14 protein-coding genes are annotated in these 13,732 nt (G+C 69.9%); 7 read left to right on the plus strand and 7 right to left on the minus strand.

The window, feature by feature from the left end; all coding sequences use genetic code 11:
* Positions 1–38 precede the first annotated feature (38 nt).
* The gene (gene thiC / locus K4B79_RS18350) at positions 39–1,841 is read right to left on the minus strand and encodes a phosphomethylpyrimidine synthase ThiC (RefSeq protein WP_232027807.1); all 1,803 of its coding nucleotides are present in this window, start codon (positions 1,839–1,841) and stop codon (positions 39–41) included.
* Positions 1,842–2,094: 253 nt separating this feature from the next.
* Here thiC and K4B79_RS18355 point away from each other — a divergent pair, with 253 nt between their 5' ends.
* Positions 2,095–3,657, plus strand: a complete 1,563-nt coding sequence (locus K4B79_RS18355; RefSeq protein WP_232027808.1) for a YibE/F family protein — start codon at positions 2,095–2,097, stop codon at positions 3,655–3,657.
* A gap of 69 nt (positions 3,658–3,726) precedes the next feature.
* Here K4B79_RS18355 and K4B79_RS18360 read toward each other — a convergent pair whose 3' ends face one another.
* The 4 genes from K4B79_RS18360 to K4B79_RS18375 form a co-directional block, all read right to left on the minus strand.
* Positions 3,727–4,164, minus strand: a complete 438-nt coding sequence (locus K4B79_RS18360) for an SsgA family sporulation/cell division regulator (protein ID WP_232027809.1) — start codon at positions 4,162–4,164, stop codon at positions 3,727–3,729.
* Between the two features lie 99 nt (positions 4,165–4,263).
* Complete coding sequence (locus K4B79_RS18365; RefSeq protein ID WP_269463639.1) at positions 4,264–5,148, minus strand: IclR family transcriptional regulator; 885 nt, start codon at positions 5,146–5,148, stop codon at positions 4,264–4,266.
* A 239-nt stretch (positions 5,149–5,387) separates the two neighbouring features.
* Complete coding sequence (locus tag K4B79_RS18370) at positions 5,388–5,600, minus strand: DUF5326 family protein (RefSeq protein ID WP_232027811.1); 213 nt, start codon at positions 5,598–5,600, stop codon at positions 5,388–5,390.
* Positions 5,601–5,759: 159 nt separating this feature from the next.
* Positions 5,760–6,077, minus strand: a complete 318-nt coding sequence (locus tag K4B79_RS18375) for a cupin domain-containing protein (protein ID WP_067436029.1) — start codon at positions 6,075–6,077, stop codon at positions 5,760–5,762.
* A 60-nt stretch (positions 6,078–6,137) separates the two neighbouring features.
* Here K4B79_RS18375 and K4B79_RS18380 point away from each other — a divergent pair, with 60 nt between their 5' ends.
* From K4B79_RS18380 to K4B79_RS18400, 5 genes are all read left to right on the plus strand, one after another.
* Positions 6,138–6,515 (plus strand): phage holin family protein, encoded by a 378-nt coding sequence (locus K4B79_RS18380; RefSeq protein WP_232027813.1) that lies wholly within the window; start codon positions 6,138–6,140, stop codon positions 6,513–6,515.
* Between the two features lie 7 nt (positions 6,516–6,522).
* Complete coding sequence (locus K4B79_RS18385; RefSeq protein ID WP_232027815.1) at positions 6,523–7,014, plus strand: low molecular weight protein-tyrosine-phosphatase; 492 nt, start codon at positions 6,523–6,525, stop codon at positions 7,012–7,014.
* A complete protein-coding gene (locus K4B79_RS18390) occupies positions 7,011–8,165 on the plus strand; it encodes a cystathionine gamma-lyase (RefSeq protein WP_232027816.1) in 1,155 nt (384 codons plus the stop codon). The genes K4B79_RS18385 and K4B79_RS18390 overlap by 4 nt, the downstream gene beginning before the upstream one ends.
* Positions 8,166–8,392: 227 nt before the next feature.
* Complete coding sequence (locus K4B79_RS18395) at positions 8,393–9,334, plus strand: LysR family transcriptional regulator (RefSeq protein ID WP_232027817.1); 942 nt, start codon at positions 8,393–8,395, stop codon at positions 9,332–9,334.
* A gap of 85 nt (positions 9,335–9,419) precedes the next feature.
* Positions 9,420–9,902, plus strand: a complete 483-nt coding sequence (locus K4B79_RS18400) for an NUDIX domain-containing protein (protein ID WP_232027818.1) — start codon at positions 9,420–9,422, stop codon at positions 9,900–9,902.
* A 12-nt stretch (positions 9,903–9,914) separates the two neighbouring features.
* On the opposite strand, the gene K4B79_RS18405 is transcribed toward K4B79_RS18400, so the two are convergent.
* Positions 9,915–11,588 (minus strand): globin domain-containing protein, encoded by a 1,674-nt coding sequence (locus tag K4B79_RS18405; RefSeq protein ID WP_232027819.1) that lies wholly within the window; start codon positions 11,586–11,588, stop codon positions 9,915–9,917.
* A gap of 418 nt (positions 11,589–12,006) precedes the next feature.
* Positions 12,007–12,639 (minus strand): HAD family hydrolase, encoded by a 633-nt coding sequence (locus tag K4B79_RS18410; protein ID WP_232027820.1) that lies wholly within the window; start codon positions 12,637–12,639, stop codon positions 12,007–12,009.
* Positions 12,640–12,856: 217 nt separating this feature from the next.
* Here K4B79_RS18410 and K4B79_RS18415 point away from each other — a divergent pair, with 217 nt between their 5' ends.
* The gene (locus tag K4B79_RS18415) at positions 12,857–13,723 is read left to right on the plus strand and encodes a GNAT family N-acetyltransferase (protein ID WP_232027821.1); all 867 of its coding nucleotides are present in this window, start codon (positions 12,857–12,859) and stop codon (positions 13,721–13,723) included.
* Positions 13,724–13,732: the final 9 nt, after the last annotated feature.

Genomic DNA, 13,732 nt, shown 5'->3' on the forward strand with positions numbered 1-13,732 from the left:
GACGTCCCGGCCGCGGCCGGGACTTCGTCATGCCGTCCTCAGTCCGCGATCGGCAGGTACACGCGGTTGCCCGCCGCCGCGAACTCCTTCGACTTCTGGGCCATGCCCTCCTCGATCTCGTCCTGACCTCCGCCGTGCCGGCGACGGATGTCCTGGGAGATCTTCATCGAGCAGAACTTCGGCCCGCACATGGAGCAGAAGTGTGCCGTCTTGGCGGGCTCGGCGGGGAGGGTCTCGTCGTGGAACTCGCGGGCCGTGTCCGGGTCCAGGGCGAGGTTGAACTGGTCCTCCCACCGGAACTCGAAGCGGGCGTCGGACAGTGCGTCGTCCCACTCCTGCGCGCCGGGATGCCCCTTGGCGAGGTCGGCCGCGTGAGCGGCGATCTTGTAGGTGATGACGCCGGTCTTGACGTCGTCCCGGTTGGGCAGGCCCAAGTGCTCCTTGGGCGTGACGTAACAGAGCATCGCCGTACCCCACCAGGCGATCATCGCGGCACCGATGCCGGAGGTGATGTGGTCGTACGCCGGAGCGATGTCCGTCGTCAGCGGGCCGAGCGTATAGAACGGAGCTTCATCGCAGATCTCCTGCTGAAGGTCGATGTTCTCCTTGATCTTGTGCATCGGGACATGTCCCGGGCCCTCGATCATGGTCTGTACGTTGAAACGCTTGGCGATCCGGTTGAGTTCCCCGAGTGTGCGCAGCTCCGCGAACTGCGCCTCGTCGTTGGCGTCCGCGATCGAGCCCGGGCGGAGGCCGTCGCCCAGTGAGTACGTGACGTCGTAGGCGGCGAGGATCTCGCACAGTTCCTCGAAGTTCTCGTAGAGGAACGACTCCTTGTGGTGCGCCAGGCACCAGGCCGCCATGATCGAGCCGCCGCGCGAGACGATCCCCGTCTTGCGGTTCGCCGTCAGGGGTACGTACGGCAGGCGCACGCCCGCGTGGACCGTCATGTAGTCCACGCCCTGCTCGGCCTGTTCGATGACCGTGTCCTTGTAGATCTCCCAGGTCAGCTCCTCGGCCTTGCCGTCGACCTTCTCCAGGGCCTGGTAGAGCGGCACCGTGCCGATGGGGACGGGGGAGTTGCGCAGCACCCACTCGCGAGTGGTGTGGATGTTGCGGCCGGTGGACAGGTCCATGACCGTGTCGGCGCCCCAGCGGGTCGCCCAGGTCATCTTCTCGACCTCCTCCTCGATGGAGGACGTCACCGCGGAGTTGCCGATGTTGGCGTTGACCTTCACCAGGAACCGCTTGCCGATGATCATCGGCTCGATCTCGGGGTGGTTGACGTTGGCCGGCAGCACGGCACGGCCGGCGGCGATCTCCTCGCGGACCACCTCGGGCGCCACGTTCTCCCGGATGGCCACGTACTCCATCTCCGGCGTGATCTCGCCCCGGCGCGCGTACGCGAGTTGCGTGACCGCCTCGCCGTCACGGCTCCGGCGCGGCTGGCGCGGCCGTCCGGGGAAGACCGCGTCGAGATTGCGCAGGCCACCGCGGGGCGAGGTGTGCTTGACGCCGTCGTCCTCGGGGCGGACAGGACGGCCCGCGTACTCCTCGGTGTCGCCGCGGGCGATGATCCAGTTCTCCCGCAGTGGGGCCAGGCCCCGGCGGACATCGGTTTCGCTGAACGGGTCGGTGTACGGGCCCGAGGTGTCGTAGAGCGTCACCGACTGCCCGTTGGTGAGGTGCACCTGACGAACCGGCACCCGCAGATCGGGGCGTGAGCCCTCGACGTACGCCTTGTGCCAGCCGATGGACTTCCCGGCCTCCGGGGACGATTCGCCCTGAGCGGGCTGTTCGTCCTGGTCGGAGGCAGGCGTGCGCGCGTCCTTGATGGTCATGAGACCTACTCCCTACGCCGGCATTACCCGGTAACAGGTTCGGCGGTCGACGCAGCGGCTTCCGTCTGCCGACGTTTCGTGGGGAACGTCACTCTCTTCGGAGGACGTTCCACGTGAAACATCGCTGGAACGGAGGTCAGCGCCCTCTCAGCCCGGTGCTCCGAGCTCCCGCGTGTACAAAGGTGCCTCCACGCTAGCGGCAATTCGGGCGCGGTGAACAGAGGGCCCCTGTCGTTCTTGCGATGATCGGTCGGTGACCACGACGCAGCAGTTCCCCTTCCCGCCCCCCGAGCCGCCCCACGGGTCCGGCTCCGGAAACGGCCGCGGTCCCGGCGGCGGCCACGGCCACGGGCCGGGGGGCGGCAGCGGGCACGGGCACGACTCCGGTGGCGATGGTGGGCAAGGCCACGGGCCCGGTGACGGGCACGGGCAGGGAGGGCCAGGCGGAGGGCACGGCCACTCGCACAGTCACAGTCATGGCCCGGCGGCGCCCGTCTCCAAGCATCTGCGGAAGGTCATCGGGGCCGTCCTCATCCCCTTCGCCGCAGCGGTGCTGGTCGGGCTGGTGGTGCTCTGGCCGGGTGGCGCCCCGGCGCACGAGCGCACGGGTGTCGGCTTCGACCGGCAGACCCAGCAGGCCACGGTCACCAAGATCGAGGAACTCAGCTGCAAGTCGGTGAACGCCTCCGGCGAGACGCCGACCGGTGACACCTCCACCGCCGAGGGCTCGTCCGCGCAGCAGCAGGCGAACGGCACCTGCAAGCGCGCCACGATCCGGGTCGACACCGGCGACGACAAGGGCCGTACGTTCACAGAGATCGTCCAGCCGGACCAGTCGCGGCAGTTGCACGAGGGCGAGAAGGTCGTGGTCGCCTACGAGCCCTCCGCGCCGAAGGACCTCCAGTACTCGGTCACCGACGTCAACCGCCGCTTCCCGATGGCGCTGCTCGCCGGCATCTTCGCGCTCGCCGTCGTGGTGGTGGGCCGACTGCGCGGTGTGATGGCGCTGGTCGCACTGGCCATCAGCTTCATGGTGCTCAACTTCTTCGTGCTGCCCGCGATCCTCCAGGGCTCGAACCCGCTGGTCGTGGCGGTGGTCGGGTCGAGCGCCATCATGCTGATCGCCCTCTACCTGTGCCACGGCCTCTCGGCCCGGACATCCGTGGCGGTACTGGGCACACTGATCTCACTGCTCCTGATCGGCGTCCTCGGCTCGATGTTCATCGGCTGGGCGGCGCTCACCGGCAACACCGACGACAACACCGGGCTGATCCACGGGCTGTATCCGTCGATCGACATGAGCGGTCTGCTGCTCGCCGGCGTCATCATCGGTTCGCTCGGTGTCCTGGACGACGTGACGGTCACGCAGACGTCCGCGGTCTGGGAGCTGCACGAGGCCAACCCGTCGATGGGCTGGCGCGGGCTGTACCGGGCGGGCATCCGGATCGGCCGCGACCACATCGCCTCCGTCGTCAACACGCTGGTCCTCGCCTACGCGGGCGCCGCGCTGCCGTTGCTGCTGCTCTTCTCGATCGCCCAGAGCAGCGTGGGGACGGTCGCCAACAGCGAGCTGGTCGCGGAGGAGATCGTGCGCACCCTGGTGGGCTCGATCGGCCTGGTCGCCTCGGTGCCGGTCACGACGGCCCTGGCGGCCCTGGTGGTCTCCGCCGACCGGCCGGGGTCGCAGGCCGGTGCCCCGAGCGCGGGGGCGGCGGGACCGACGGGAGCGGGAGCGACGGCTGTCGGTGCTCGCGCCGGTTCGGCACCGGCCCCCGCTCCGGCCCGTGGCGGCAAGGGACGTAGGCGCAAGCACTGAGCGTGAGGAGGTCCGCTCACCGGATGCCCCCGTGCTGAAGCGTTCCTCCAAGGTCGTCGACGTACGGCTTCAGCCCGCGCTCTGCTCCTCCGCCAGGATGCGGTCCAGCGCCTCGTCGAGGTGGGCGTCGAAGTCCCCGAGGGCGCCCTCCTGGCCGAGCGGCACCAGCTTGTCCGTCCGGTCGAGGAAGGCGATCAGCGGGGCCGCCGAGGAACGGAACAGGGCCTGGTCGGTGCCGACCTGGAGCCGGATCAGGACGTCGCCCAGGATGTCGGCGTCGGCGGGCGAGACCCGCACATCGCCCTCCCCGCACGGCCGCCCCACTCCGTCGATCAGCAGCTCACGGCCGAAGGCCCAGGTCACCGGAGCATCGCCCGGCAAGTGGAAGGTCAGCCGGACGGCGTAGGGATCGCCGGTCTCGTAGCGCAGCTCCACCGGGATCCGGAAGGAGAGCTCCTCGGAGACGAGAAAGCTCATCATGACCTCTGCCTGAACGGACTCGCGCATCGCTTACCCCGTCGTGTGACGTCGACTGGCCGGGAGTGATCCCTTGGACACTGATGAAATATTGCTGAACGTGCACGACAGATCACAAGGAGTGAGTTTTCAGATACTGATAGAGATCGCGAGCGAGCCCAGAAGTCGCCCCATCGCGGCCTGGAGCTGCTGCGTCGCGGCGGGCAGACGGTCGGCCTGGTGTGCGGGCAGCGAGATGGCCATCGTCGCGGCCGTGTTACCCACCGTGATCGGAATCGCCGCGCACACCGTGCCCAGCGCGTACTCCTGCCGCTCCGTCACAGGCTCCATGCGCTGCACGCGGTCGAGCCGCCGGAGCAGGCTGTGGCTGTCGCGGACCGTGTACGGGGTGATGGACCGCACGGGGTAGCGGTCGAGGTGGTCCCGGCGGGCGGATTCATCCAGTTGGGCCAGCAGGCACTGGCCGATGGCGTGTGCGTGGCCGGTCTCACGGAAGTCGGCCCACTCCTCGACGGCCGGATTGCCCGGGGTGTCGGAGACACAGACGACCTCGATCTCGCCGTCGCGGTACATGGCGTAGTACACGGGGACGCCGATGGCGTCGCGCCAGAGGGCCAGTGTCTCGGCGACCGCGCTGCGACGTTTCTGCTGGGCTCCGCTGCTGCCCAGCCGCTCGGCGGCCTCGCCGAGGAAGAACAGGCCCTTGTCGCGCCGCAGATAGCCCTCGTACACCAGAGTGCGCAGCAGGTGGTAGGCCGTGGGGAGCGCCAGGCCCGTCTCGCGGGCCAGCTGTTTGGCGGGCGCTCCGTGTTCGTGCTCGGCGACGGCCTCCAGCAGGCGCATGGCGCGCTGCACGGACCCGATGAGGGTGGTGGAGTGCGGTGTTGCGGAAGGTTCCGTACCCGGTCGCTCCGCCGACGTCGCCTGCCGCTGCACGGGAGGGGTCGGGACGGCGGCGCGGCCCGTCGCGAAGGGTGGGGAGGAATCCGCGGATGCGGTGTCGGCCGTGGCCAAGGGGCACTCCCGAAGCGCGAGGGGGGCAGCCCGTGCGGGGGAACACGGGAGAGAGGGTGTACGCCGCTCACGGGGGTCGTCGTCCCCGCGTCGAATTCCGGACTCTAACCGTCTGTCACCGCTCGCAGACGGCCTGCCGGGGAAACTTCCCTCGCGCGAGGGAACCGGTGATTCCTGTTACCGATCGCCGGTTGCCCCACGCCGACCGGTCATCCGGTCGCCCCGCTCTCCCCGGGCACTCACCAGTCGCCGCGCGACGAGGAGCTCGTCGTGAACTTCCGAACGACGTAGACCAGTCCGCCGACGAGGGCCACGAAGACGAGCACCTTGAACAGCAGTCCGATGACGAAGCCGACGACGCTGGCTATCAGCCCGCCGAACACGACCAGGGCGATGACAGGCACCGCGACCCACTTAATCCACCACGGCAGTCCTGCGAAGATCTCTCGCATCGCCCCAACCTCTCCGATACCTGTGCGCTGTCCGGCACTTCGTGTGCCGGATCTTCTGATGTCCTGCACTCGATGCTAGAGCGGGAAGGGTGTCCGGCGGGGGCCTCGCAGCCCTTGTCGGCCCCTGACTGATCCCCTAGGGAACCCTGAGACCGCAGGTCAGCTCTCGGGCGGAGAGAAGACCACCATCACCCTGAGGTCCTCGCTGATGTGGTGGAACTTGTGGGCGACCCCGGCCGGCACATACACGACGCTGCCGCGTGCGACCTGGGTGGTCTCCATGCCCACGGTGATCGCGGCGCGGCCGCTCACAACGAAGTAGACCTCGTCCTGGTTGTGCGGTTTCTGTGGATCATGCTCGCCGGCGTCGAGCGCGTACAGGCCGACGGACATGTGCCGCTCCCGTAGAAACTGCAGGTAGGCGCCCTCGTTGGCGGCGCGCTCCGCCTCCAGTTCGTCCAGCCGGAATGCCTTCATCGTCCTCGTCCGCTCTTGTCGCACTGCTCGTAGCCGATCTCGTCTGCCACGATCAGACACATGAAGAATTTCGTAGTCAAGACGATCGCCAACGCGGGCGCCCTGGCGGTCGCCGTATGGCTGCTGGACAAGATCACTCTGACCGGTGACAGCACCGGCAAGAAGGTCTGGACGCTGCTCCTGGTCGCCCTGGTCTTCGGACTGGTGAACTTCCTGGTCAAGCCCGTCGTGAAGCTGCTGACCTTCCCGCTGTTCATCCTGACGCTCGGCCTGTTCACCCTGGTGGTGAACGCGCTCATGCTGCTGCTGACCTCGTGGCTCGCCGACAAGCTCGACCTGAGCTTCCACGTCGAGGGCTTCTGGACCGCCGTCCTGGGCGGCCTGATCGTCTCGATCGTGGCCTGGGCGCTGCACGTCGTCCTTCCCGACGAGGACTGACCCTGTCATGACGTACCGCGTCTGCTTCGTGTGCACCGGGAACATCTGCCGGTCGCCGATGGCCGAGTCGGTCCTGCGGGCCCGTGTGGCGGAGGCGGGGCTGGACGGCCGGGTCGAGGTCGACAGCGCCGGCACGGGCGGCTGGCACGAGGGCGACGGTGCCGACCCGCGCACCGTCGCGGTCCTCGTGGACAACGGCTACGGCGGCGAGCACACCGCCCGGCAGTTCCGACCGTCCTGGTTCTCCCGCCTCGACCTCGTCATCGCCCTCGACGCGGGCCACCTCACGGCGCTGCGCCGCCTGGCCCCCACCGCGCGGGACGCGGAGAAGGTGCGGCTGCTGCGTTCCTACGACCCCGCCGCGGGCGACGACCTCGACGTTCCGGACCCGTACTACGGGGGCATGGACGGCTTCGAGGAGTGTCTTGAGATGGTGGAGGCGGCGAGCGAGGGCCTCCTCGCCGCGATACGCGAGGACCTGGAGGGACGGGCGGCATGAGTGATACGGGCGGGCATACGGCGCCTTTCGGCAGCGGTGACGGTACGCGCGCGGTGCGGGCCGGGCTGCCCGATCCGGTCAAGCACGAGCCGACGCTGCCAGGGCCGGTGTTCGCCGCCCACTACCACCTGCCGGGCGAGGTGACGGGGCCGTACGGCTACGGCCGCGACGACAACCCCACCTGGACCCTGCTGGAGCGCGCCATCGGCGAGCTGGAGGCGCCCGGGCGGGACGACGTCGAGACGCTCGTCTTCGCCTCCGGCATGGCCGCCATCTCGTCGGTGCTCTTCTCCCAGCTGCGCGCCGGCGACACCGTGGTCCTGCCCGACGACTGCTACCAGGCGATGCCCCTGGTACGCGCCCAGCTGGAGGCATACGGCATCGAGGTGCGCACCGCGCCGACCGCGGGCGACGCCCAGCTCGACGTCCTCGACGGCGCGAAGCTGCTGTGGATCGAGACCCCGTCCAACCCCGGGCTCGACGTGTGCGACGTCCGCCGGCTCGCCGAGGCGGCCCACGCGCGGGGCGCCCTGGTCGCCGTGGACAACACCCTCGCGACGCCGCTCGGGCAGCGGCCGCTGGAGCTCGGCGCCGACTTCTCGGTGGCCAGCGGCACCAAACAGCTCACCGGGCACGGCGACGTCCTCCTGGGCTACGTCACCGGACGCGACACCGAGGCCATGGCCGCCGTACGGCGGTGGCGGAAGATCGCCGGAGGGATCGCCGGGCCCATGGAGGCCTGGCTCGCACACCGTTCGATCGCCACGCTCCAGCTGCGGGTCGAGCGGCAGAACGCGACGGCACTGGTACTCGCCGAGGCACTGCGAAAGCGGTCCGAGGTGAGCGGGCTGCGGTACCCGGGCCTGCCCGACGACCCCTCGCACAAGGTGGCCTCGCAGCAGATGCGGGGCTACGGCTGCGTGGTCTCCTTCACGCTGCCCACGCGCGCGTGTGCCGAGCGTTTCCTCGACGCGCTGCGGCTCGTCGACGACGCGACCAGCTTCGGCGGAGTGCGCTCCACGGCCGAGCGGCGCGGACGCTGGGGCGGGGACGACGTACCCGAGGGCTTCATCCGTTTCTCGGTCGGTGCCGAGGATCCCGAGGATCTGGTGGCGGACGTGCTCCGGGCGCTGGACGAGTCGGCCGACTGACTGCTCCCGGGCCGTTCCGGACGGCCCGGCTACGTACAACGGACGGTCCGAGCCTCCCCCCTCGTGGCTCGGACCGTCCCGGTTCCGCGCGCTAAGAACCGCGCAAACAAGGCTAGTTGACTCTGTGTCAGTGTCCAATCACAGTAGCGACAGAGACCTATCGACATATTTATAGTTGGGCCCTGCCTCGGGGCCGGGAGAAGGGCAGGGAAGAGGAGGACTACGCCATGGATCTGGCCTTGCTGCGCACCTTCGTGACGGTGCACCGGGCCGGTTCCTTCACCCGGGCCGCCGCCCTGCTCGGCCTGTCGCAACCGGCCGTGACCTCGCAGATCCGCACCCTGGAACGGCAGCTGGGACGCCCTCTCTTCCTACGGCAGGCCCGCGGAGTGACGCCGACGACCATCGGCGACGAGCTCGCCCACAAGGCGGCACCACATCTCGACGCCCTGGTGGAGATCGCCGAGACCGGGCTGGACGACGAGTCCTTGCTGCGCACCCTGCACCTGGTCGGTCCGCCCGAGTTCACCTCCGAACGGGCGTTACCCGCGCTCACCGAGCTGACCGGCGAGGACGGCCAGGGCTTCGCACTGCGCGCCTCCTACGGCAACGCCGAGGAAGCGCTGGAGGGACTGTCCGCCGGGCATCACGATCTGGCCATCACCACGGCCCGTCCACGCGGCGCCCTGCTCACGGCGACTCCGCTCTGCGACGAGGAGCACGTCCTGGTCGCCGCCCCGCGCTGGGCCGAGCTGCTCGGTGCCGGGAAGACGCGCCGCAAGGGGGTGCGGGCGCTGGAGAGCGTCCTGGCGGCCAAGGGCGCACACGCCCTGGAGGGCGTCCCCCTGATCGAGGTGCACGAGTCGCTGCCCTTCGTCTCCCGCTACTGGGCCTCCGTGTTCGACTCCCGTCCGGGCGCCCCGGGCACCGTCATCGTGCCCGACCTGCGCGCGGTCCTCGCCTGCGCCGCCGCGGGCGCCGGGCTCGCCGTACTGCCCCGCTATCTGTGCGCCTCCGCACTGCGGCGCGGTGACGTCGTCGCGCTGCACGATCCCGCGGTGCCGCCCCTGCGGACGTACTTCCTGGCGGTGCGCACCGGCACCCTCGCGATGCCGCACATCGCCCGTGCCCACGAGTGGCTGCTGCGGGCCGCCGACGACTGGAGCTGAGCCCGGTCAGGGCCGTTCGGCAGCCGGGTTCATTCGATGACTCCCGCGATGTTTCACGTGGAACCAGCGGGGCCACATTTCTCCCATGACCGTCCGACCCGTGGTCAAGCGCACCGCCCGCGCCGTTCTGCTGGACGGTGCCGACCTGATCCTGATCAAGCGCACCAAGCCCGGTATGGACCCGTACTGGCTCACCCCCGGCGGCGGCGTCGAGCCGACCGACCCGACCGTCGTCGACGCCCTGCACCGCGAGGTCTACGAGGAGCTGGGCGCCAAGATCACCGATGTGGTGCCGTGCTTCGTCGACACCGTCGAGCACATCGGCGCGGACGGCGGCGCGACCGGCGTGAAGGTGCAGCACTTCTTCGTCTGCCGTCTGGGGTCCATGGACCCGGCCCTCAGACACGGCCCCGAGGTGGACGAGCCCATCGGCGAGTACGAGATCGTGCGGGTGCCCTTCACCCGGGTGGGGATCGCCTCCGTCCACCTCGTGCCGCTCTCGCTGCGCCACTACCTCGACGGCAACATCGAGGGCGTCCTCGCCCTGCACGCGTCCGACCTGGGCTGATGCCCGCCGCGGTCACCCCGCGGAGACCAGCTCCTCCACCGAGTCGTGCCGTATCCGCTCGGAGGGGATCCCGACGTCCCTCAGCGTGTGCACACCGCTGCGGATCATGCCGGGCGGGCCCGAGAGATAGGCGTCGAACTCGTTCCACGGCCCGTAGTCGCGTATGGCGTCCGGGAGCTGGACATGCGCCTGCTGGTCGATGACCGCACGGACCGAGAGCCAGGGGTGGGACTGCTGGAGCCGGAGCATCGTGTCGATGTCATAGAGGTCGAGGTCGGTGCGGGCGCCGTAGAACACCTCCACGCGTCGCCGCTCGCCGTGCTCGGCGACGTCCTCGACGAGTGCCTTGATGGGCGCGATCCCCGTGCCGCCGCCCAGGCAGAGCAGTCCGCTGTCGGTCGTGTGGTCCACGGTCATCGAACCGGCCGGCGGACCGAGCCGGAGGATGTCGCCCGGCCGGGCGCGGTGCACCAGGGAGTTGGAGAGCCAGCCCGTCGGCACCGCCTTCACATGGAACGACAGCAGGCCGTCCGAGCGGGGCGCGGAGGCGAAGGAGTAGTGCCGCCACACCCGCGGCCACCAGGGCGTCTCCAGGCTCGTGTACTGCCCGGCCAGGAACGGATAGGGCTGGTCCGGTCGGACGGTGACGACCGCGACGTCCCGCGTTCTCAGATCGTGGGAGACGACCTCCGCGTACCACCAGGCCGGGGCGCGCAGTTCGTCGGCGGCCGCCGCGTCGATCATGACCTGCGAGATCGTCGTGTACGCCCGGACCCAGGCGGCCTCGGTCTCCGCGGTCCAGATCCCCGAGGCGTACTTGCTCAGCGCGCCGATGAGGCACTCGCCGACGGCCGGGTAGTGCTCGGCCCGGGTGCCGTACTTGCGGTGGCCGCGGCCGAGGTTCTGGAGGTACGCGACCAGGACCTCGGTGTTGTCGATGTGCTCGGCCGCGGTGAGCAGGGCCTTGAGCAGCCGGTCCCGCTGTGCGTCCATCGCGGCGGGGAACAGCGAGCGCAGGTCGGGGTGGCGCACGAAGAGCAGCGCGTAGAAGTACGACGTGACCTTGTCGGCGACGGGGGCGACCTCGGCCATGGTCCGGCGGATGAGGACGGCGTCCGGGGACGCGTCCTGGAAGGTGCTCTGCGAGAGGGGTGGCGAGGGGGCCTGGAGCGCGGTGGCCTCGGGCGCGGCGGCCTGGGACGAGGCGGAGCGCTGGGCGGGGACGCGCGGGTCGGCGGGCGAGGGTGGGGCCTGGAGGTGGGGAGCGCTGCCGGGGGCGGGGCCGGGGCCGGGGGCGGCTGCTGACATCGGTGCCGGTATCGCCGCGGTGAGGGCAGGCGTCGTGGCGGTGGGTGCCGGGTGCGGTATCGCTGCGACGGGCGGTGGGGGCGGTATCTCGGAGGGCGGTGTGGCCTGCCGTGCGGCGTCTGCCGTGGGAGGCGCTGTGGGGGACTCCGTCGGCGGGCCGGTCTCGGGGGCCGCGTGGGGCGTCGCGGGCCTGCCCACCGGGCGTATCGCGGCCGGACGACGTCCTTCGGGGCGGCCTTCGGGACGCCCTTCAGGACGGCCCTCCGGTGCCTCCTGCTCGCCGTCGGGAGCCGTCGCCGGCTGCTTGCGCGGGGTGAACCAGCCGCCCCCGCCGCCTGAAGTGCCGTTGTCGGCCGACGTAGTGGTCGGAGCGTCCATGGTGTGCCTCGCCTCGAACATCTTTCGGTCGGTCTACGCACTTCCTCGGTCGGAAGGTGCCTGCTTTCCCCCGTAGACGGTGTGTCTTTTCGTTCGGTGCCACAGCCAATGCGGCGACATTCAACCCGTGTTCCGGCTCCGTACGGACAAGTAAGGCGAGAGTGTGACATTGGCCGCAGTACTCTCACGCAGAGTCCCACCCGACCGGGACACCTCGGTCGCATAACCGGAAATGCGGGTCTTCGATCTCTCCGTCCCGTTAGGCTGCGTGGCCCGTGCTGCGGCCCACACCAGGGACACAGCATGTGCACCTCGCCCCGACGCGAACCGGAGTCGACCCTACCGGTCGGCGCTTCGCGCACAAGTCCCCCCTCTGCCCTCACGAATAGAGTGCGGGATGAACCATGAATTCCCTCAATTACCGGGCGTGGCGCACCAATTCATAGGCTTCCCACAGGTTCATGCCCATGTAGGAATGGGTCGACAGACCGGACAGATGATGGTCCGCATTGACCGCGACGGACAGGGGCACCGCCTCGAACAGGTCCTTGTCCGACAGCGAATCGCCGTACGCGACACAGTCGGCCCGTGTGACGCCGAACTCCGCGCACAGCCGGTCGGCGATCCCCACCTTGGCCGCCGCGCTGAGCACACCGGCAGGATCCACGGGCTCGGTGAACGGTACGGACGGAAAGCGTGACCCGTACGCCGCGTGCGCGCCCCAGCCGAGGAGCCGCTCCACGAAGAACGACGGGGAGAGCGACACGACGGCGCAATAGTCGCCGGTCCGCCTGATCTCCTCCCAGACCTCGCGGATCCGGGTCAGCCACGGAGCGCCGTCGAATGCCGCCGCCACATGGGCCTCGGTCAGCTCGGCCCAGAGCCGGTACACCTCCGCCGCGTACTCCGGTGGCCCGATCAGCCCCGCGCCGACGGCCTGGTCGAGCGCCACCGTCTCGGCCTCCAGACCGAGTTGCCGGGATATCTCCACAGGCGCACTGGATCCGTGGAGCAATGTGCCGTCGAGGTCGAAGAGATGCAGTCTCGCCATGCCGTCGAGGCTAGGGCTCGTCCTGTCGGGGCCACACACCCGGCTCCTCGCCGACCTCGGTCGGACAGGCAGCGTTTTCCGATGTTTCACGTGAAACACCCGGCAACGCCCAGCATCTGTCCGCGAGGTGAGGGGTTGACCATGGCTGGCCAAAAGCTTGCCTCTCCCCGACGAAACCGGTGGACGCCGAGGGCCCCCGTCGGACAGCCTGACCTGCGTGCCGACACCTTCCCCCATCGCTCTGCCCATCCGCCGTCTGACGCTTCGCGATCTCACCGCCTGCGCCGACCTGTCCGAGGACCGGGGGTGGCCACGCGAAGAGCACAAGTGGGGCTTCCTGCTCACAGCCGGGAAGGGCTACGGCATCGACGCCCCCGACGGCGGGCTGGCCGCGGCCTGTGTCGTCACCGAGTACGGACCGCAGGGCCGCCCCGACCTCGGCGCCATCGGCATGGTGCTGGTCGCCGAACGCCACAGCCGCCAGGGCGTGGGACGCCGTCTGATGCGCCATGTGGTCTCGATGATGGGCCCCACTCCGCTGACCCTCCACGCGACGCCGAACGGCCGCCCGCTCTACGAGGACCTCGGTTTCAAGGTCATCGGCCGGGCCGAGATGCTGCGCGGTCGCTTCACACCGGACGGGACGGAACCCGAGGTGGCGACGCGCGCGGCCACCGCGGAGGATCTCGCCGCCCTCGTCCGGCTCGACGAGGAGGTGTTCGGTGCCGATCGCACCCCCATCATCACCAGGCTGCCCGCCTTCGCCGACCAGCTGCGCGTCGCCGAGCGGAACGGCCGGATCACCGGCTACGCGGCCGCCTGGCCCAACATGGACACCCACGTCGTGGGCCCGCTGATCGCCCTCGACACCCGTACGGCGAAAGCCCTGCTCGCCTCCCTCGCCGCCCGCACCGACCGCCCTCTGCGCACCGACATCGACGTACGGCACGAAGAGCTGCTGACGTGGGCCAAGGAGCACGGTCTCGTGTCCGTCGCGTTCAACGCGGTCATGACGTACGGCATCCCGGAGCTGCCCGGGGACTGGAGCCGACGGTTCGCCCCGCTGACGGTGGCGGCGGGCTGAGGCAGCCCC

This window comes from Streptomyces lincolnensis (assembly GCF_021173675.1).
GTDB classification, from domain to species: Bacteria; Actinomycetota; Actinomycetes; order Streptomycetales; family Streptomycetaceae; genus Streptomyces; species Streptomyces lincolnensis_B.